General features: G+C 54.7%; 12 protein-coding genes. 5 read left to right on the forward strand and 7 right to left on the reverse strand.

What is annotated here, in order from left to right:
- Positions 1-21: 21 nt before the first annotated feature.
- Positions 22-3360 (reverse strand): alpha-mannosidase, encoded by a 3339-nt coding sequence (locus RBB75_RS09805; protein WP_179640692.1) that lies wholly within the window; start codon positions 3358-3360, stop codon positions 22-24.
- Positions 3361-4378: 1018 nt separating this feature from the next.
- On the opposite strand from RBB75_RS09805, the gene RBB75_RS09810 reads away from it, so the two are divergent.
- The 5 genes from RBB75_RS09810 to RBB75_RS09830 all read left to right on the forward strand — a co-directional run bounded on the left by RBB75_RS09810 (position 4379) and on the right by RBB75_RS09830 (position 12511).
- The gene (locus tag RBB75_RS09810; protein ID WP_179640693.1) at positions 4379-5251 is read left to right on the forward strand and encodes a helix-turn-helix domain-containing protein; all 873 of its coding nucleotides are present in this window, start codon (positions 4379-4381) and stop codon (positions 5249-5251) included.
- 298 nt (positions 5252-5549) lie between these two features.
- Complete coding sequence (locus RBB75_RS09815; protein ID WP_353070316.1) at positions 5550-7712, forward strand: DUF6351 family protein; 2163 nt, start codon at positions 5550-5552, stop codon at positions 7710-7712.
- 720 nt (positions 7713-8432) lie between these two features.
- A complete protein-coding gene (locus RBB75_RS09820) occupies positions 8433-9746 on the forward strand; it encodes a right-handed parallel beta-helix repeat-containing protein (RefSeq protein WP_179640695.1) in 1314 nt (437 codons plus the stop codon).
- Between the two features lie 134 nt (positions 9747-9880).
- Positions 9881-10423, forward strand: a complete 543-nt coding sequence (locus RBB75_RS09825) for a D-lyxose/D-mannose family sugar isomerase (RefSeq protein ID WP_179640696.1) — start codon at positions 9881-9883, stop codon at positions 10421-10423.
- A gap of 714 nt (positions 10424-11137) precedes the next feature.
- Positions 11138-12511, forward strand: a complete 1374-nt coding sequence (locus RBB75_RS09830) for a sugar porter family MFS transporter (RefSeq protein WP_353070317.1) — start codon at positions 11138-11140, stop codon at positions 12509-12511.
- 55 nt (positions 12512-12566) lie between these two features.
- Here the strand turns inward: RBB75_RS09830 and RBB75_RS09835 are convergent, their stop codons facing one another.
- The 6 genes from RBB75_RS09835 to RBB75_RS09860 form a co-directional block, all read right to left on the reverse strand.
- Entirely contained in the window at positions 12567-13379 is an 813-nt protein-coding gene (locus RBB75_RS09835) for an alpha/beta hydrolase (protein WP_179640697.1), read from the reverse strand.
- Positions 13369-14442, reverse strand: coding sequence for an alcohol dehydrogenase catalytic domain-containing protein (locus RBB75_RS09840; protein WP_353070318.1), 1074 nt, complete (start codon positions 14440-14442; stop codon positions 13369-13371). The genes RBB75_RS09835 and RBB75_RS09840 overlap by 11 nt, the downstream gene beginning before the upstream one ends.
- A complete protein-coding gene (locus RBB75_RS09845; RefSeq protein WP_179640699.1) occupies positions 14442-14708 on the reverse strand; it encodes a 2Fe-2S iron-sulfur cluster-binding protein in 267 nt (88 codons plus the stop codon). The genes RBB75_RS09840 and RBB75_RS09845 overlap by 1 nt, the downstream gene beginning before the upstream one ends.
- 32 nt (positions 14709-14740) lie before the next feature.
- Complete coding sequence (locus tag RBB75_RS09850) at positions 14741-16183, reverse strand: hypothetical protein (RefSeq protein ID WP_353070319.1); 1443 nt, start codon at positions 16181-16183, stop codon at positions 14741-14743.
- A gap of 917 nt (positions 16184-17100) precedes the next feature.
- Positions 17101-17265, reverse strand: coding sequence for an acyl-CoA dehydrogenase family protein (locus RBB75_RS09855; RefSeq protein WP_257031332.1), 165 nt, complete (start codon positions 17263-17265; stop codon positions 17101-17103).
- A 205-nt stretch (positions 17266-17470) separates the two neighbouring features.
- Entirely contained in the window at positions 17471-19057 is a 1587-nt protein-coding gene (locus RBB75_RS09860; protein WP_353070321.1) for a long-chain-fatty-acid--CoA ligase, read from the reverse strand.
- Positions 19058-19087 lie beyond the last annotated feature (30 nt).

Genomic DNA, 19087 nt, shown 5'->3' on the forward strand with positions numbered 1-19087 from the left:
TGGTTGGTGGCTGACTCCAGTTTATTTTGTTTGTGCCTGCTCCAACGGATGCGGATAGTCGGCGCGGATGGTGAGTATCTCATAGGGGCGGATGGGAAGCGTGACCTCGTTAGCTTTTATGGGTAGGGGTTCGCCGAGCGGCTTCTCCATAAGGTTGGTGCATGTCACGGTTGTAGCTCCCGAGGGCAGGGTAAAGGTGACGTTGGATTGCTTGCCGGCCCACTCAACGACGCGGAAGATCAGGCCGTTCGCGTCTTCGGCTTTTTTCACGGCGGTAAGGACGACGTTCTCCGGTTCGACGGAGAGGTAGGAGTGCTCGGCGAGCTGGGTGCCAGTGTGGGCTTCGACCTGGACCGCCCACAACTTGTAGTTGTACTCGTAGCCCTGACGTTCGGTGAGCGCCTGCTGCCAAGTGCCGGCGTGCGGGTAGAGTTGATAGCCGAAGTGATGATGGCCGCGATCGGCTTCGGGGTCGGGCCATGTTGGGGAGCGGAGCAGCGAGAGGCGGAGGAGGTTGTTTACGCCATCGTAGCCGTACTTTGATTCATTGATAAGGCTGAAGCCGTGTTGGGTGTCGCCAAGGTCGGCCCAGCGCATCGCGGGGACTTCGAACTTGGCTTGCTCCCAGGAGTTGTTACGGGTTGTGGGACGTTCGATGGTGCCATAGGGAATCTCGTAGGTCGCCATCGGTGCGGTGACGGCGAGCGGGAAAGCCGCCTTAAGGAGGATATGGGTCTCGTGCCAGTCGATGTCGTTGTCAACGCTGATGGTGTTCGCATTAGCGTAGAGGGTTATGTCCTGAAGGAATTTCGAGCTTTGCCAGGTCCGGGTGACGCGCACGATGGCGCGCACCGCGTCGCTCTCAATGAGTTTGACTGAATCGACGTTCTCAATGGGGGTCATACGATCGAGAGTACCCCGGTCGATGTTCCAGGCATCGAAATCCTTAGGTGTGTCCGTGAAGGTTTGTAGTTGATTGCCGCAGGCGCCCTTGGCGAGGCTTTCGAAATTTGATTTCTTGTCGAATAGGCTAGTGATGCAACCTGTTTTAGGATCGATCACAACACGCAGGGCGGCGTTTTCCATGGTGGTGCCGCTGGCTTTGAGATCGCTGGCGAAGCGCTTTCTGCCGGGAATTACGTGGAGGATTTCATAGCCCATAGAGGGGACGGACCTGGCTTCGATGAGGAGCTTATAGGTGTTGGTCTTCAAGTTTGATTCGAGGACGGTTGATGGCAGGACGTGGTCGCGCGCGTCAATGACTGAGACGCCGTTCGCGCTGGCTGCGGTAAGTTGGACGTCGGCCATTACGAGACCGTCACGCTGCCATGCAAGGGAATTGAACACGAGGATAGGAACGTCGCCGCCTACGCTGGTGTTGATTTCCGCAGAGAGCGTTTGCAGGGCCTTCGTTGAAATTTCGCTGGTGGCCCGGCGAACCTGCTCGTAGTCTTCTTGTGCGTCTTTATAGATGACGCCGATGCCTGAGCCGGCGGCGAGATCGTGGAACTGGTTGAACACGATTTTTTTCCAGGCTTCATTGAACCCATTATTAGGGTACGGGTCACCTTGCAGCCATGCGAGGGAGGCGACTTTCTCAGAGTTCAGGGCCCACTCTTCGCTCTCGCGCATGTTGCGTTTGTGGTTAGCTTGGGTGGTCATGACACCGCGGGTGTACTCCAAGTACATTTCATCCTTCCAGGTGGGGATGACGATTTTACCTTCCTCTAGTTTGGGAAAAGTATAGCCTTTGGCGATGGACTCGTAGTTCCACTCGGGTGACGTGGTGGAGACTTTTTGTTCGGCGTCGGTGAAAAAAGACTGGGCGAGGCCGAAGTGCATTTTGGGTATAACCCTGTCCGGTTGTGCCCAGTGCTGGCCTTCATCGAGGATGACGCGAGTAGGTCCGCCGCCGTGGTCGCCGATGCCATAGAGATCCATCATGTCTTCCATTCCTGGTGAGCGCTGGCGCGAGATGGCGAGATCGGCGGAGAGGCGAAGGGGATTGAGGTTGTCGTTGTAATAGTCGTGAGGGAAATAAGTGAGGACCCTGCTGCCGTCGGGCGACTCCCACCAGAAGAGTTTGAAGGGGAGCTGGTTAGCGTCGTTCCAAGCCATCTTCTGGGTAACGAAGTAATCGATGCCGGAACGCTTATAGATCTGAGGAAGCTGCCAGTTGTAGCCGAAGGAGTCGGGGTTCCAGCCGATGCGTACATCGACGCCGTAGTGTTGCTGGTACCAGCGTTTGCCGATGAGGATGGAGCGTACGATGGATTCTCCGTCGGGCATGTTGAGGTCCGGTTCCACCCACATGCCGCCGACGACCTCCCATCTGCCTTCCTTGATGCGCTGTTTGATCTCGTCGTTCATCTGCGGGTATTTGTCGGCCATCCAGGCGTTATATTGTGCGGCGGACTGGGTGTAGGTGTAGTCGGGATACTCGTTCATGAGTTGGAGTGCGGTGCTGAAGGTGCGCTTGACGACGTCAACGGTTTCGGTCCAGGGCCAGAGCCAGGCGGCGTCGATGTGCGAGTTGCCGGCAAGGTGGAAAGTGACTTGTTGCAGCATGGGCTTAAGCTGCTCAAGTTCTTTGGTCGCCTGTGTGAGCGAGGCGTCGAACTTCGACTGGTCATTGGCGTTGAGCGCGGAGAGATCCACTGTGGTGATGGCATGTTGGAGAGTTGCCATGTCTTGTGTGGGATTTTTGGAGAGCGTTGGAATGAGAATGGAAGAGGTGAGAAACTCGATGCGAAGATCTTCGGGATTGGGGCGGTGGGGGGCGAAGTCAATCTTGAGCGTGGCGCCGGCAAAGGTCTTTTTGTCGACGGTGTGAAGAAGTTTGACGGCGATGAGGACTTTGTCACCGGGTTTGGCATGATCGAAGAGGAAGATGGGTTCGATATCATCGCCAAGCGCCACGCGGCGGCCGTTGAAGTAAATGATCTGCGGCATGGGGCCGTTGGCGTTAGCATGGAAGCTGAACCAGATGCGCGCGTCGGTGAGGTCGTAGCCGTTGAGGGTTTTGGGGACTTCAACGACGCGTCGATACCAGACGGCTTCATTGGGGGCCTCGCTGCGGGCTTTGATCACAGGCCAGCTGGTGTCATCAAGGTCAAGAGCTTCGCCGTGAGGGACGTCGCCTGCGTGATAGCGCCACTCAGCGGCAGGAAGATTGTCGAAGTTCGAGAGACGTTCGATCACCGTTTGCGATTCAGGTGAGAGTGACTGAATTATCCTTGAGAGCTGCTCTGGAGATTGGGCCTTAGCAGACGAAGAGCAGGCAGGCGCGAGGAAGGCAGCGGCAAGGGTGAGGGTTATCGCTGTGCTAAACCCAGCCGCGAAACGCGGTAGAAAAGTCATTTGTAACTTCCTCTTAAGTTCGCACGAATTCAATTGAACTAATCTTTTCACAGGGTCGTCTCAGAGGTTGATAGCGCGTCGGGGACGTCCAAGATCTTCGATGCGTTTTCCCGAGAAATGCCCGGGTCTCCAGAAAGAGCAGTGCAACGACGATAGATAAGCGACAGCTGGAACAAGAGATATAGGCATGCATGTAGCTGCACCCTGCAATCCTTCAGATCTCTAAGACGTGCTTCTTCATTTCTCCTTTTTATCTAACCGCAAGAGCGCAGTGCCGATGCCTCTCCATCAATATCCAATATCAAATTGCGATTTTGCAATACAGACAAGTGGAGACGACCCTTTGCGAGACTACGTAATTACTTTTGTTCCTCTTCCACGACGTGTGACAAAGCGATTGCGAGTAGTACTCATACGCTTTGAACGCGCGGCGAACTCCGAGGCCTCGGAGATAACGCCCGCAGCGACTTGCAATTTGAAAGCTAGAAGGATCAGTAGAAGTTAATCTTTCCACTGAAACATAACCACCTCCTGTTAGCTGGGCAGCTTCGCCCTCTAGCCCATGAGTTGGGTTGATCAATAACCAGAGACTTCTGTGAGGACTTTGCGGATGCATATTTGGGAGAACTAGAAATTTAGCAGCGTGCGGCTGTCAACTGCCTGTCCAATATATTGAGGGCTTTCTGCGGTGGAGACAGGCCGCGCCTAAGCTGGCTGATCACCATGTAGCCTTCTACGCTGGTTGGCTTCTGTAGCCGCCGAATGATTGCTCATGAGGTTTTTTTCCCTCCGAGAACACGATACGCTGCCCAACGATATTCTTTGGAGCAAACGATCGAACAGTGATATTTGTCTAATCGAATCCTGATGAGAGAGCGTCAACGGCGCCATCTATTACCATCGCGGCTTTTCTGGTCTAATTAAGTGTCGTCTCCCGAGTTGTGTTCAGTTGACTGGATTCATTGCAACGGGCAGTATAGTATCCTTCCGGTCCTGTAATAACTGAAGTGGTCCCTCCATGCGCGCTCGCTTTGAAAAGGTCGGAGGTGAAGAGCGGGTTCTCTACGCTTTTGAGCGCTCGGAGACTTCGTTTCCCTTCTACTGGCACTATCATCCCGAATTTGAACTCACGCTCATCCTCGAAGGCTCAGGGCAACGTCTTGTTGGCGACTCGATCGAGGAATATGGCCCTGGAGATCTTGTCCTACTGGGACCGAATTTGCCGCACACCTATCGTTCAGGTCTAGTAGGAGGCCCGAATCGCGCGTTTGTTCTCCAGTTTCGCCTCGAGCTTTTGGGGAACATATTCTTCTCCCTGCCTGAGATGCGTTCTTTGCGACGCTTTCTGGATCGTGCCACGCAAGGGTTTGCCTTCTCTTTTGCTAATGAGAGCAAAAAAGCCTTGCTGCATGCGCAAATTCTTACTCTTCCGACACGATCTACTTCTGCTCAGATTCTAGTTTTGTTGGAGATACTGGACACACTCGCTAGCACGGCCACTGCCCATGCGCTCTCGCGCACGCACGTTTTGCCGCCGGTTAAGGCGGAAGACCAGAAGCGCATCAATACCATCTGCCACTTTCTGTGTGAGCACTACGATCAAGAGATCGACTACGCGCGGCTTACGAAGAAGCTGCATATGAGTCAGGCTTCCATCTGCCGCTTCTTTCACCGCGCGACGGGCCGCACCATGACCGAATACGTGAACAACTACCGTATCTCTGTCGCCGCACATCTGCTAAAGGAGACGGACAAATCGATCTTGGAGATTGCCTTCGAGGTCGGCTTCGGCAACTACTCACATTTCAACCGGCAGTTCCAACGCAGGAAAGGGAAGACTCCTCGACTCTTCCGTGCCACGTTTGGCAACACTGCCGTGCAGCTCAACTGAGTACACATTTTCGTCAATCACATAGAGGGCATGTGCATGCCGCAACCGATACCTTTCTTTGTGAATGTTTTGCCGTTCCGACGGAGAATCACTACACGTGTCCATGACCTCTACTTCCTTTCGCCAGCCTCCAACGCGTTCACGGTGGACGCATCTGTCGTCGTCGACTCGGGTCGCCGCACTCGGTTGCAAGCTCGTTGGCCTCGATACGGCAGTCGCCTCTAGATCCACGGCTTCGCTGATCACTGCATTTCACCTAATGCTAGGTACGGTTCGCCGACAAGGATCCAACAGTTACTTGGCGAAGACTTGCTGCTTTGCCGTGGCGTCGCTTTTCCTGAGCTCGACCGCGTTGTTCCCAGCTTTTGCCTTCGGTGATCCTGTGGTCGAAATCAGTGTTCTATCATCACGGCCTGACATGGTGAGCGGCGGAGATGCGCTGGTTCAAATCACGGGTCCGAAAGATGCCAAAGAAATAACCGTGTGGGACGACAATCGAAACGTCACAAGCGTCTTTCATTTGAACTCCCGTACCCAGACATTGATCGGTCTAGTCAAGGGGCTATCGGCGGGAGAGAACCATCTTAACGTGAAGTCAGGCCACAACGTCATAGCTCACCTCACGATCGTGAATCACGCTATCGCGGGCCCTGTTTTCTCCGGCCTTCATCAAGCCCCCTTCGTTTGTGAGACGGAGAAATCCGGCTTGGGCGCGCCGATTGATTCCGATTGCAGCGTGAAGACCAAAGTGATGTATCTGTACAAATCGACCGACCCTCCTGTCGCGGGACAGGAGGGTCGGCCTGCAGCGGACGCAATTCCTCCGGGATTCAAGGTTTACGATTCAACAGCACCTCGGCCGAGTGACTTGGCTGAGGCCACCACAACAGAAGGTAAGAAGGTCCCGTATGTCGTGCGCTGGGAAAGAGGCACGATCAACCGGGCGATTTATGACATATCGTTCCTGCATGAACCAGGGACGCCCCTGCCCGATCCATGGACAAAAACGGCCGGGTGGAATGGGCGGTTGGTTTTTCACTTTGCCGGCGGATGTGGTGGCGGTTACCACCAAGGCCGCACTTTCGACGGTGTGAATCCGTTGTTTGTTTCGTTTGGTTACGCTGACGTCGTCACCTCGCTCAACGTGTTACAGAACAACTGCAATGATGTGATCTCTGCCGAGACTGCGGAGATGGTGAAAGAACACTTCATCAAGAGTTATGGTGTGCCCGTGCACACTATCGGATTTGGCGGATCCGGCGGATCCATTCAGCAGCATTTGATCGCCCAGGACTATCCCGGCGTGCTAGACGGCATTATTCCCATAGCAAGCTTTCCCGATGCCGCAACGATTTTGCCCGGTGTTGTGGATTGCAGCCTATTAGCGCACTTCTTTGATCACTCGTCGCATGCATGGTCCGATGAGAAGAAGACGGCTGTATCAGGATTTGCTACGTGGGGAAGTTGTACGAATCCGAATGACTCGTGGATCCAGCAGGGATTTTCACCCAAGCTTGTTGGGGCTGCGGCATGCAACGAAGCACTGCCGGCAGATCTGGTCTATGACCCAGTGAAGCATCCGAAGGGCGCTCGTTGCGATTACTACGACAATGCACTCAACGTGTTCGGCACTGACCCGGCCACGCATCTCGCTCGGCGAGCGCTCGATAACGTTGGTGTCCAATACGGTTTGGCAGCCCTCAACAAGGGGACCATCAGTGCGGACGAATTCTTTGAATTGAACGCGGGCATCGGTGGTTTCAATGCTGACGGAAATGTGGTGAGTCAGCGAACGACCGCAGATCCAGGGGCATTGCATCTCGCATACTCAACGGGACGGGTTGATACCGGCCACGGAGGTCTGGGCTCTATTCCGATTATTGATGTACGCCAATACACCGATACTCAACCGGATATCCACGATGAATACAGATCGTTTGCTACTCGGGCGCGTTTGATCGCGGCGAATGGCAGCGCCGAAAACCAAGTCATTATGACTATCCCGCTCGCATTGAGACCCACTGCAAATCCATCTGCTTCCTTTGCTGGAGTGGGAGTGACGCTTGTTCCCAAGATGGATCAGTGGCTCGACGCTCTTTCGAAAGATACATCGCAACGAAATCTGATCGATAAGATCGCCGCCGCCAGGCCAGCAGATATTACGGATGCCTGTTGGTCTGATGAAGGGGAAAAAATTGTCGAGAAGAGAACATACGAAGGGGATGGACGCTGCAATCGCCTGTATCCACCTCATGGAGATCCGAGAATCGCCGCAGGCGAACCGCTGCGGGAAGACATCCTGAAGTGCACCCTGAAGCCGATTGACCCCAAAGACTACGTGCGGCCATTCACTCACGGTGAGATGGCTCGCCTGGAATCGATCTTTCCATTGGGAGTATGCGATTACAGCGTACCGGGTGTTGGACAGAGTCCGCTAAAAGGGGTGTGGCAAAAATACTGACTTCAGCTTCAAAACGTAAGGTCACGAGTTTTGTTTTTCTTCTCTCATGATAGTCCTGCATTCTATGTTGTCCTATTCGCTTTCGTTACGACCAAAAGCGTCGCTCTCTCGAAGAAACGACAGCTTGCAATTACGGAAGTGAGAAAGATCGTAACCCTCGAGCACAACAGTAGTAGAGATCACTCGAAGGAACGCGGCGTTATCGACCTGGGTGTTTGCCGGTGTACTGTAACGAACTGGTTATGGCACAGCCTCAGATGCCTGAAATCCAACCATCGCACACGCCTCTACCGGGTGTTTGCGCTTGCCAAGAATTCAGGAGGATCTATGTTCCGTTCATCAGGCTCTTCATCTTCTAGTAAAGTATTGAGCAATCGGCTCTGCGATGTGTCAAGGTGGATGCAAAAGAATGGATTGAGGGTGCTACGCCTGTCTTTTGCCTCGCCACTGTTGGCTGTTTTCGTTTCGGGACTGCTTTTAACGTGCGCAACGGCAAACGCAACTACATATTACGTTGACTCAGTAAACGGCTCAGATACTTCATCGGGCACCAGTTTAATGACGCCTTGGCAAACTCTCGCGAAGGTAAGCGCTACTACGTTTTCACCCGGAGACTCTATCTTGTTTCGTGCGGGTGACACATTTGCAGGTCAACTGCATCCGTTGGGTTCTGGCTCGGCTGGTTTGCCCATTACGATTTCGAGCTATTCGACCGGACCGATGCCGATCATTAACGGAGCCTCTCTCAGTGGTGGCGGGGCCGTTTACCTTCTTGCCCAGTCCTACTGGACGATCGAAAATCTGGAGGTCGTGAGCGACTCTGGAGTGAATAACTTCGGGACGCTGACTACACCGGGAGTCAATCGGAGCGGCATCTTCGTAGACAACGAGAGCGGGGTCATCATAAGCGGGATTACGATCCAGCACAACTATGTCCACGATGTGAATGGCTGCTTCAACTGTAACGGATATGACGCACATATGAATGGCGGTATTGTTGTCGTCGCTGACGGAGGTAATCCCCTCGCCCTTTTGTGGTTCGGATTCAGCAGCTATAACGGTGTTTACATCGGATACAACAAAGTTGCGAACGTAGGTCGCACAGGCATCACATTTTATGATTATTCGACCGGGTACCTGCTGAACCTTGACGCTGCGCATCTCAGTACAGGAGTAACGGTAGAGCAGAACACTGTGAACAACATCGACAGTGACGGCATTATAGTCGCCGGCGCGCTGGGAGGAATGATCGATCACAACGTTGTAGCGAATGCGGGGCAGAAGACCATCGTAGGTTCGACGGAACCAGCCTCGGCCGGACTCTGGCCTACGCGCTCGGAGAATACCATCGTGCAGTATAACGAGGTGTACGGCACTCTAACGCATTACACCGATGGGGAAGGGTATGACGTTGATGCCGCATCCGTCAACACCATCGTCCAATACAACTATAGTCACGATAATCAGGGTGGCTTCATTGTGATGGAAGACGCCAGCAGTTCAAACCTGATCGTGCGCTATAACCTGAGCGTCAACGACTCATATGGCGGTGTGAAGGGCGTCTTTACTTTCTCTGACAGTGGGGTGATACCCAATACCTCGATCTACAACAACACCGTATATATCGCCTCGGGATTGCCATCTCAACCAATTTACTGTGATAGCTGCGGCACCAGCCCAAGTGGACAATACAGCTTTCAGAACAATATCATTGCCAATTTCGGCTCTGGAGGCTACTTGGTACCCACACCGACGGGAGGAGGCGTGATCTCGAACAATTTATTTTATGGGAATCACCCCGCCACCGAGCCGGCCGACCTATCCAAGATCACAAGCGACCCACAGTTTGTGAGTGCATTGTCTACGGCGCCCGTTGGTATCGGATCGGTTACCGGGTATCAGGTGGAGAGCGCTTCGCCGGCTGTTGGCAGTGGTGCACTCATCACAAGCAATGGCGGGCAAGACTACTTCGCCCGACCGGTATCTGCTACAGCAAACCCGACTCGTGGTTTCTTTGAAGAGCAGACCTTCTAGTTTTGGAAGTCGGCTTCGGTAGGCGGCGTACTCAGTTTTTAACCTGGTGCGCCGCTGCCTAAGGAATTTTTGCAAGCGATTATGTCGTTTGAGCTGCTCGTTGTGAGCGGGCGGGACATATGGAAAGAGGTGCAATGAAAAGAGATGAAGTGTTGGCTGCTCAGTCACGAGCTGCTCAGGTTCTAAACGAGGCCGGAATTGTGTTGACTGCTTCGGAGGCAGCAAACATTGAAGTGGCTGATTTGGGATTGAACCATTTAGAAGTCGAAGGTCTCGAACTTGTGACTTATATCAACACGTCTCGCTATTGTGCGAAAGAGTTGGTGCTCTTTGCGAGGCAGACTTTTCCTGAGCATCGGCATCCTCCGTTTGGAGACAATCCCGGCAAAGATGAAACCTTTCGGTGCCTCCAAGGGTTGGTCTGGCTTTATGTCGAGGGGGTTGCGGCCGAAACGATTCAGTCTCAGGTTCCGAAAGAGAGTGCTCCGTACTATACCGTGTTTCACGAGGTTGAGCTTCGACCTGGTGAACAATATACGATCCCACACAATACGCTGCATTGGTTTCAGGGTGGTCCTGAGGGTGCAGTCGTGTCTGAATTCTCTAGCGCCAGCCGTGACGAGTTCGACATCTTCACGGATCCTCGTATTCAACGCGTTGCACAGATAGGCGATTAATGGTGCTGAGGAACGGGATGCGATGCCTGTAACTGGACCTTCCTCGAAAGCAAATAGTTCGAGACAAGTAGCTGAGCTTCTGGGGAACATATTCTTCTCCCTGCCGAGGTGCTTTCTTTGGCAGCTTTCTGCATCGTGCCACGCTGGATTTTGCTTTCTCTTTTGCTAGGTAGCAAAAAGACCTGCTCCATGGTAAATTCGCACTCTTCCAACGCGATCCGACTCGGTTCAAATCCTTGAACTGCTGGAGATATTGGAAGCGCTCGCCCACACAGCGACTGCTGAAGTACTCTTGCGTACACACATGCTACAGCCATAATGGCGGAAGACCAGAAGCTCATCAGTATCATCTGCAACTTTCTGTGTGTGAAAGGCTGCGATGAGGAGGAGATTAACTAAGTGCGGTTTGCGCAGAAGCTGTATGTGAATAGCCTTCCATCTTCTCCGTTTCTTTCAACGTGCCTAGGGCCGCACCATGAGCGTAAATGTGAACGGCTAACGTATCTCAGTTGCCGCGCATTTTGCATTTCACATTTCAACAAGTAGTTTCAGCGCAGGAAAGGGAAGTCCCGGCTCTTCTTTGAGATGTTCAGCAATGCTGCTGTACCGCTCAACTGAGTACACATTCCCGTCAATCAAATAGAGGGCATGCGCATGCCGCAACCGATAACTTTCTCTGTGAACGGTTGACGTTCTGACGGAGACTCATTACACGTGTCAATTGTCCCTGCTTACTTCCCTCGACCGGCTACGCGATCGCGGTGGACCCCTTTGCTGCTTCTCTCCACGCTGATCGCCGCTCTCGGGGGCCTGCTCTTCGGTCTCGATACAGCGGTCATCTCCGGCACGACGGCTTCGCTCATCACTGCATTTCATCTAACGCCGATCACGTTGGGATTCACGGTTTCAAGCGCCCTTCTCGGCACGATCATCGGCACACTTCTGGCAGGCTTCGGCGCCGAACACTCCGGCAGGTCGTCTTGTTTGCGAATTTCGGCGCTCCTTTTCATTGTATCGGCCATCGGTTGCGCGTTGAGCTTCAGCTGGCCAGTGCTGATTGTCTTCCGCATTGCAGGCGGCCTTGGCATCGGCGCCGCCAGTGTGCTGGCTCCAATGTACATTGCGGAGATCGCCCCAGCCGACCTCCGCGGACGGCTTGTCGCGATGTTTCAGATCAACATTGTCATCGGAATTCTGCTGGCTTACTTTTCGAATTATCTCGTTGGACTGCGTGGGCTGGGTGCGACGGAGTGGCGATGGGAGCTTGGCGTGACTGCAATTCCGGCGGCTGCTTTTCTACTCGCACTTATCGCCATCCCAGAAAGTCCGCGCTGGCTTGTGAAACGTAATCGTCGTGATGAGGCTCTGGCAATTCTCCAACGCATCGGCGAGGCCGATCCGGCGGCGCAAATCGCCCGGATGGATGCGCTCTTGGCGGAGGAGGGCCGTCGGGGCTACCGTGCTCGCCTATTTACAAGTTCTCATACGCGAGCCATCTTCCTTGCTCTGACGATGGGAACTTTCAACCAATTGACCGGGATCAACTCTGTTCTCTATTTTCTGAACGATATTTTTTCGGCGTCGGGCCTTAGCTCGGTCTCGGGCTCGTTGCGCGGCGTTGCGATCGGAGCCACCAACCTTGTATTTACCGTGCTCGCCATGTTTTTCATTGACAGAGTTGGCCGACGCTTTCTCCTGATGATGGGCTCGGTTGCGATGGCAGGGGTGCTCGTACTCATCGGGTACTGTTTCCAATTCGGTACTCACGCGAGTTGGCTGCTCTGGCTGCTGATCGCCTACTGCGGGTCGTTTTCATTCTCTGAGGGTGCCGTGACGTGGGTCTATATCTCCGAGCTCTTTCCGCTGGACGTACGTGAGAAAGGGCAGGCGTTGGGTAGCAATGCGCATTGGATTACCAACGCCATCATCTCGGCGGCGTTCCCGGTTGTACTCAGCATCTCTCGCTCGCTACCGTTCTACTTCTTCGCCGCCATGATGATGCTGCAGCTTTTCATCGTGTTTTTTGCCTTTCCGGAGACCAAAGGACGGTCGCTCGAGTCCGATGCGGCTGCCATTGCTCAGAGCTGATTCTTCGGTGAGCTTGAGAGGTTCACGCCGACTGCCTCGTCAGCCTGAGAAGATTTCATTTGCTGAGGAGTGAGTGAAAGAAGCGCAATGTGCTTTCAATGTGTTGTCGCCAGTAGGACCATTCGTGTCCACCTGGAAAGGTCTCGTAGGTGTGCGGGATGCTAAGGTTGTCTAACTCGCGGTGAAGTATAGCGCTGGCGTTGAACAGCGAGTCGTCCGTTCCGCAGTCAAAGCGAACAGCCGGAAGCTGATCACGATGCTTGCGCGCCCAGTGAAGAATGTCGTGTTCATACACGGGCATGGCGGACAAGTTGAGGTCGCGGTCGCGGACAAGGTTGTGCATCTGCTCGGCATGCGTGATAGACGAGTGCGTGGAGATGCCCCGAAAGCGGTCGGAATATTTGAAGCCAATACGAAGAGCGCCGTAGCCACCCATCGAGAGGCCACAGAGAAAAGTCGGCCCGTGCGAGGAGAACTTTTCGCGGATGCAAGCTGGAACGTCGTGCGCTATCCATGCTTCAGCGTCGCGGCCGGGCATAGGCCAGTAACCTGAGCCATCCCCGCTGAGCCCGTCGGACGGTGCGGCCAGGAGCATAGGGCGAATTTCACCGCGGTCGATGAGATCTTGTGCCGTGCGGTGCGCGGCGCCTTTCAGGAACCAGGCCCAATGACTGCCGTAGACGCCGTGGAGCAAGAGCACAAGGGGAAGCTCGGCTGGGAACGTAGAGCCTCGCGGGATGAAGAGGCTGACGTCACCGCGGCCGCGGAGAGCTGGCGAATGGAAAGTAAGGTGACGCAAGCCGTCATGCTCAAGCTCCGGATCGGATAGCTCGACTGGATCGAAGGGGCCGTGGAATTCAGGCGCCATACGGAAGAAGAACTCCTTTGGCATTGAGCCCGAGATGCATGTGCTCGAAGGCCTCGGCGAGCTCAGTGAGCGGGTAGGTGCGGGTAATCATCTCATCCAATTTAAGAAAACCGGCGGCGTAGAGCGAGAGAAGCTTAGGAAAGTCGGCGAAGGGACGGCATTGGCCATAGAGCGGATTGATGTAGATCTTGTCCCACTCGAAAAGCTGCATATCGATTGAGACGAATTCCTCGATTCCACTGACGGCGACGGCGGTGCCTCCGTTGCGGACCATAGCCAGTGGCGCAGCGCCGAGTGCAGGGACGGCGGTGCACTCAAAGGCAAAATCGGCGCCGCGACCGGTGAGAGTGCGGACGCGTGCAGCGGCTTCCAGCAGACCTGTATCTTCGCGCAGAGACTGAACCGTATCGGTAGCGCCGATCCGACGCGCAAGCTCAAGGCGGTTGCTGTTGAGATCGACCGCGATGATCTTTGCGGCGCGCGCGTGAACGGCACCGAGAATCACGCTCAAACCCACACCACCGCAGCCAAGGACGACGACGGAGTCTCCCTCTGGGACGCGTGCCACATTGATGACGGAGCCGAAGCCCGTCATGACGCAGCAGCCCAGGATGGCGGCCTGCGGGAACGGGATCGAGACATTGATTGGCACGACTGCTTGCGAAGGCACGATAGCGTGGGTGCTCATGGTGCCGAGGTGAAAACTGGAATTGAGATTGCCACCGTAGCGGGCATCGGGGACTACGGGCTGCTCTTCGCAGATGTTTTCCGCGCCGCGGCGGCATTGGAAGCATTGTCCGCAAGGGATGGCCCAGTTCAGCAGCACGCGGTCGCCGGGGCTGACGCGTGTGACGTCCGGACCAGTGGCAACGACAATACCCGCCCCTTCGTGGCCCAGGATGATGCGACGTCCCCAGCTCATGGAGTCGAAATCGGTATGGCAGACACCGGAGGCGCGAATTTTTACGAGGACTTCGTTGCGCTCTGGATCATCCAACGTGACGTCTTCCAGCGCGAAGTGCCCGCGCCCGTCGGTAACAATGGCTTGAGCTTGGGTGGGCATCAGGCGCGCAACTCCACGGAGGTTTTCGGACGGCAGGAGCAGGGCAGGCAGGTGCCGGGCTCGGGCGTAATGCCGGTGTTGTGCAGGTATTCGACTTCACCCGAGATAAGGTCAGTGAGACAGGTGCCGCAGTCGCCGTATTCGCAGCCGGCGCTGATAGCGATGTCGTGCGCCTCGGCGAGCTTGAGGATGGTCGGGTACTCGCCGGTCCAGGGCACAGTCTCGCCGGTGAAGGAGAAGGTAATGGTGATGGAAGTTGCAGACATTCGGTATTCGACGTTGTCCTTTTCTAAGAAAATCAGGCACTGACTTCTTTCATGTCAGGGCGGAGGGATTCGTAGGTAGCGTTGTAGGCGAGGATATTTGGATCGGGCGCAATGCCCCAGTGTTCGCATGCCTTGCTATAGACCTCAGCCCACCAGTTGCGGTGATCGGTGAGTCTGTCTTCGCGCCACTTTGCCCAGTCAACTAGAGTGCGTGACCAGCTTTTGTCCCCGAAGGCAAGTGCTTCAGCCTGTGAACCGATCTGCGGAACGAGCCAGTCGCGGCCCACCTTTGCGTGGACAATCTCATCGGCCCAGTCATAGTCTTGGATGAGTTCGGACAGGCGATTGGCAGATGCGACGGCGACCTCCCACTCGTACTCCTTGCCGTTCTTCTTGGGCATGAGCCCTTGCTCGATGGTGAAGAGAACGGCGTGTCGCTCAAGCGGTTCCAGCATAGTGTTGAGACCTAACGACCAGGTGAAGTTGAAGGGGATGGCGCGCCAGTCGATGCCGAGCGAAACGAAGCCGACCTCACCCATCATGGCGTGACGGGCCTCGTCCCAGAGTTGGCGGGTCATGTCGCGGTAGTACTCCCACGGCTTGCCGGGAGTCTCGGCAAGGATGGAGGACATCATCTCCGGAACGTCGATCTCACGCATGCGTTTGAAGAACAGCATGAGGGTCTTGGGTTGCGCCGGGATCTCGGGGTTGAAGAGCATAGCTTCGGCGTTGACGCCCATGTTGTAGGGATCGATGAAACGTTCGTCGCGCTGTGGGATGGAGTTGTAGTGAAAAGGCTGGGCGGAGAAAACACGCACCGGTTCGGCTGTGGCATGCGGCATAGTGCCGTCAAGACCGCCTGCGTGGGCGAGAATGCTTTGGAGAGATGTGGACCACCCGCCAAGCGTCGCGCGGTCAGTATTGGTGACCATAGCGTGGACGGCTGAGCCTGCATAATCGCAAATCTCGGAGAACTCGACTTGGGCGAAGCGAGCTGCGCGATAGGTGGGATGATCGAAGAGTCGGCTGGTGTCGCGGAGCAAGGCTTCAAGTGAGGAGTGAACAACGGGGATCGCGTGTTCGTAGAGGCCGAGGATGAGAGCGGGCGTGCTGGGAGCGGCGAGGATTTCATCGAAGAAGATGTCGAGCGACGGGTGCGGTGTGTTATCAAGACCGTAAGGAGGCTGACGCATTTCGCGGATGCGGCCGGCGAGGTGCAGAACATGTTCGGCACAGTAGTGTGCGTGGAGCGAAAAGGCCATCTTGAGTTCATAGATGGGCATGGAGGCAAGGTGGGCGACGAAGATCCCGTGGAGACGCCGGAGCGCCCAGTGAAGACGTTTGAGGCGTTCGACGGATTCGGTGATAGTGAGGCCGTGGGTTGAGGCAGATTTCATATCCATCAGGCCGACGAGCGCTGGCAAGCCGCGGTAGCCGGCATAGTGATCGACAGGCATTGGGTTATCGGTAGACATGGTCTGGTGTTCCTCGTGTGAAGTGTAGGAGAGAGCGAAGCAGCACCGGAACGAGTATATTTGCAGAATTAAGTACTGGATTGACCGGCGCACTGGCGTGGTGGTTCAGCGCCGAGGAGTGCCTTTGCCGCGGGTTTTGGGTTTGCGATCCTTTTCATTCCAAGGCGGAAGTGATATCTTTGCCAGTCTTCGCACCAGGTAATCCGTTTACGATTCGATGGTCACTTTGGGTTAGTCTTGGTGCCTGGAGATTAACAGCGTCCAATTTAGTTGAGGGTACACCTATCGCGAAAGCAGCAACTCTTGACCGAACCGTCTTCGATGTCTTCCGCGAGGAATTGCCGGAGAGTGCTGTCGCCTCGGCGTTTCAGCTTACGGATTCGCTCCTGCGTGTACTTCAGCGCGTGTGTCCATGCTCGTATGGCGAGCCCCAGCATCTGCTCGGAGATACCGATGCGGTTTCGTTCAGGGTTTCAATTGCGATTTTGTAGCCTTTACCAACCTCTCCAAGCAGCGAGGAAGCGGGACCCGACAATCTTAAATATGAGCTCGCAAGTAGACGACGCTCTGATCCCCAGCTTGTCATCCTTGTGACGACCGAGAAGCCCGGAGTATCCTGGTCACCAGGAATGTCGTAATTCTCTTATATCCAAGCAGCGAATCCACGGTCGTGAAAACAATGAACAGCTGCTTCAGCAGTGTTTGATATCCATAGCTTGCTTCCATTGAAAACGTAGTGCTCACCATCTTTGCGGGGCGTTGTTGTGAGTCGAAAGCATCCGATCCCGAACTCGCTTCGCTTAGCGCATAGAAACAGACCAGGTCAGTCACAATTCGAGGAAGGTGGTGTTGCTTCCGCGCGTTTTTAGAGTACTGCAAGAGTGCATTCACAGTCAGTGTGTTTTGTACGTCGGCCATCACTCCGACCGCAGGTCAACGGCGGAAATTTCCTGAATGGTGAGAATCGAACTAAAGAATGAAGCGCCCACACCGCCGAACTCTTCCGGCATTTCAATCCCCATCAGGCCTTGATCGAAGAGCTTTTTCACCAAGGCGGAATCAATCTTCTGTACCTCATCCATAGAATGCACCCAAAGGCGCTATCTCTTTCCGTGCGAAATTGCGCACGGACTCTTGAAGCAACTTCTCGTCCTCGCTCAAGACAGCCTTGAGTCGTGTGTGTTGTCAATCATAGTGGCCTGCTTTCTTCTGAATTTGGTAGTGTCGAAGCTTCCGCTCAGGTGTGCTGACTAGATAGTTGCGATTTCGGGTCAATACTCTCCATCGCTAGCCCTGTATTCGCTTCTCTTTGCCATTCCAAAACTGCTCTCGGAGCTGATATTTCAGAATCTTACCCGTCCCTCCCTTTGGGAGTGGTTCCTTCTGGAGGACAAACTGTTTCGGAAGCTTGAACTTAGCTACTTGCTTACCCGCCCACTCAAGCAATTGCTCCTCGGTGATCGTGGAGTTGTTCCGTGTAACAACGATTGCGACTGGCACCTCTCCCCACCGGGGGTCCGGAGCGGCGACTACGGCGCACTCGACGACGTCGGGATGTGCCTGAATCGCATGTTCCAATTCAATTGATGCTATGTTTTCTCCACCACTGATGATGACGTCCTTCTTCCTGTCTACAACCTTAACGCAGCGTTCTTCGTTCCAAACTGCCATATCTCCGGTGCGTAACCAACCGTCCACGATGGCATCTTGGGTCAGGTCGGGCTCGAGGAAGTAGCCATCCATGATGTTGTCTCCACGTACGACAATTTCTCCGACGGAAGTACTATCCTGCGGAACATCAGTTCCAGCATTGTCGATGATGCGGACCTCTACGCCAAGACTCGGCCAGCCCGCCGATGCAGCAAATTGCCGCCGGCGTTCATCATCTGGAAACGTCATTGCGCTCTTCTGCCGTGCAATGCTGACGACGGGCGATGTCTCGGTTAAACCGTAGCCACCCATGATTGCGCAGCCAGGGAATAAGGCTTCGAGCTGCGCCACCAGTTCGGGCGATGCGGCTGCACCACCGATGATGATGTGTTTGAGGCTTGATAGATCGAACTTCGTGCGTTCGGGGCAAGCAACCAAAGTTGCCGCCATGGTGGGGACGAGGATCGTGAACGATGCTTGTTCTTCCTCCATGAGACCGAAGACAGCTAGTGGGTCGAAACGTCTAACCATGACGTGCTTGAAGCCGCACATCGTCGCGAAATGGGGGAAGCCCCAACCGTTCGCGTGAAATAACGGGATCGTGTGCAGAATGACCTGGTTATCGCTGTGGTCGAGGCAGCCCGCAAGAGCCAATGCATGCAGGTAGAGGGATCGATGAGATAACATGACGCCCTTTGGGCGGCCTGTGCTTCCACTTGTGTAAAAGAGTTCGGCAATACTTGTTTCGTCCAGAGACATGAGATTAGGTAGGGGCACAGGCTCCAATGCCATTAACGTCACAAGCGACGGACGGTCATCCAAGTCTTCGTCGATGGGGATGAAGCGGCAGGCGGGTATTGCTGTTCGAAGGAGCTCGATAGTAGGACTGAAATCTTGTTCATAGAACACTAACCGAGGTTGAGAATGCTTAAGAATGACTTCAAGCTCACTCCGATGAAGGCGAACGTTGAGAGGCATAACAACACCTCCTGCTAGGGGAACGGCAAAGTAACTCTCAAGCAATACGTTGCTATTGAAACTGAGAAATCCTACACGGTCGCCCGGTTGTACTCCTTCGGCGAGGAGACCTGCGGCTATTCGACGACACCGCTCGACGAACTCCGCATAGGTATATCGGCCATCCCCGGAAACCACCCCAATCTTGTTGGGATACAAGTCCAAAGCCCGCAGTAGGCAACGAAGCGGTGTGAGTGGGATATGCATGTTGTTTGGGGTCCTCGGTCGTTCTTGTAT

This window comes from Tunturibacter empetritectus (genome assembly GCF_040358985.1).
Classification (GTDB): domain Bacteria; phylum Acidobacteriota; class Terriglobia; order Terriglobales; family Acidobacteriaceae; genus Edaphobacter; species Edaphobacter empetritectus.

Coding starts and splice junctions, on each gene's coding strand:
- RBB75_RS09825 (WP_179640696.1), top strand. CDS start 9,881: ATGAAAAGAGATGAAGTGTTGGCTGCTCAGTCACGAGCTGCTCAGGTT.
- RBB75_RS09805 (WP_179640692.1), bottom strand. CDS start 3,360: ATGACTTTTCTACCGCGTTTCGCGGCTGGGTTTAGCACAGCGATAACC.
- RBB75_RS09835 (WP_179640697.1), bottom strand. CDS start 13,379: ATGGCGCCTGAATTCCACGGCCCCTTCGATCCAGTCGAGCTATCCGAT.
- RBB75_RS09845 (WP_179640699.1), bottom strand. CDS start 14,708: ATGTCTGCAACTTCCATCACCATTACCTTCTCCTTCACCGGCGAGACT.
- RBB75_RS09855 (WP_257031332.1), bottom strand. CDS start 17,265: ATGGATGAGGTACAGAAGATTGATTCCGCCTTGGTGAAAAAGCTCTTC.
- RBB75_RS09840 (WP_353070318.1), bottom strand. CDS start 14,442: ATGCCCACCCAAGCTCAAGCCATTGTTACCGACGGGCGCGGGCACTTC.
- RBB75_RS09820 (WP_179640695.1), top strand. CDS start 8,433: ATGCCGATCATTAACGGAGCCTCTCTCAGTGGTGGCGGGGCCGTTTAC.
- RBB75_RS09850 (WP_353070319.1), bottom strand. CDS start 16,183: ATGTCTACCGATAACCCAATGCCTGTCGATCACTATGCCGGCTACCGC.
- RBB75_RS09860 (WP_353070321.1), bottom strand. CDS start 19,057: ATGCATATCCCACTCACACCGCTTCGTTGCCTACTGCGGGCTTTGGAC.
- RBB75_RS09810 (WP_179640693.1), top strand. CDS start 4,379: ATGCGCGCTCGCTTTGAAAAGGTCGGAGGTGAAGAGCGGGTTCTCTAC.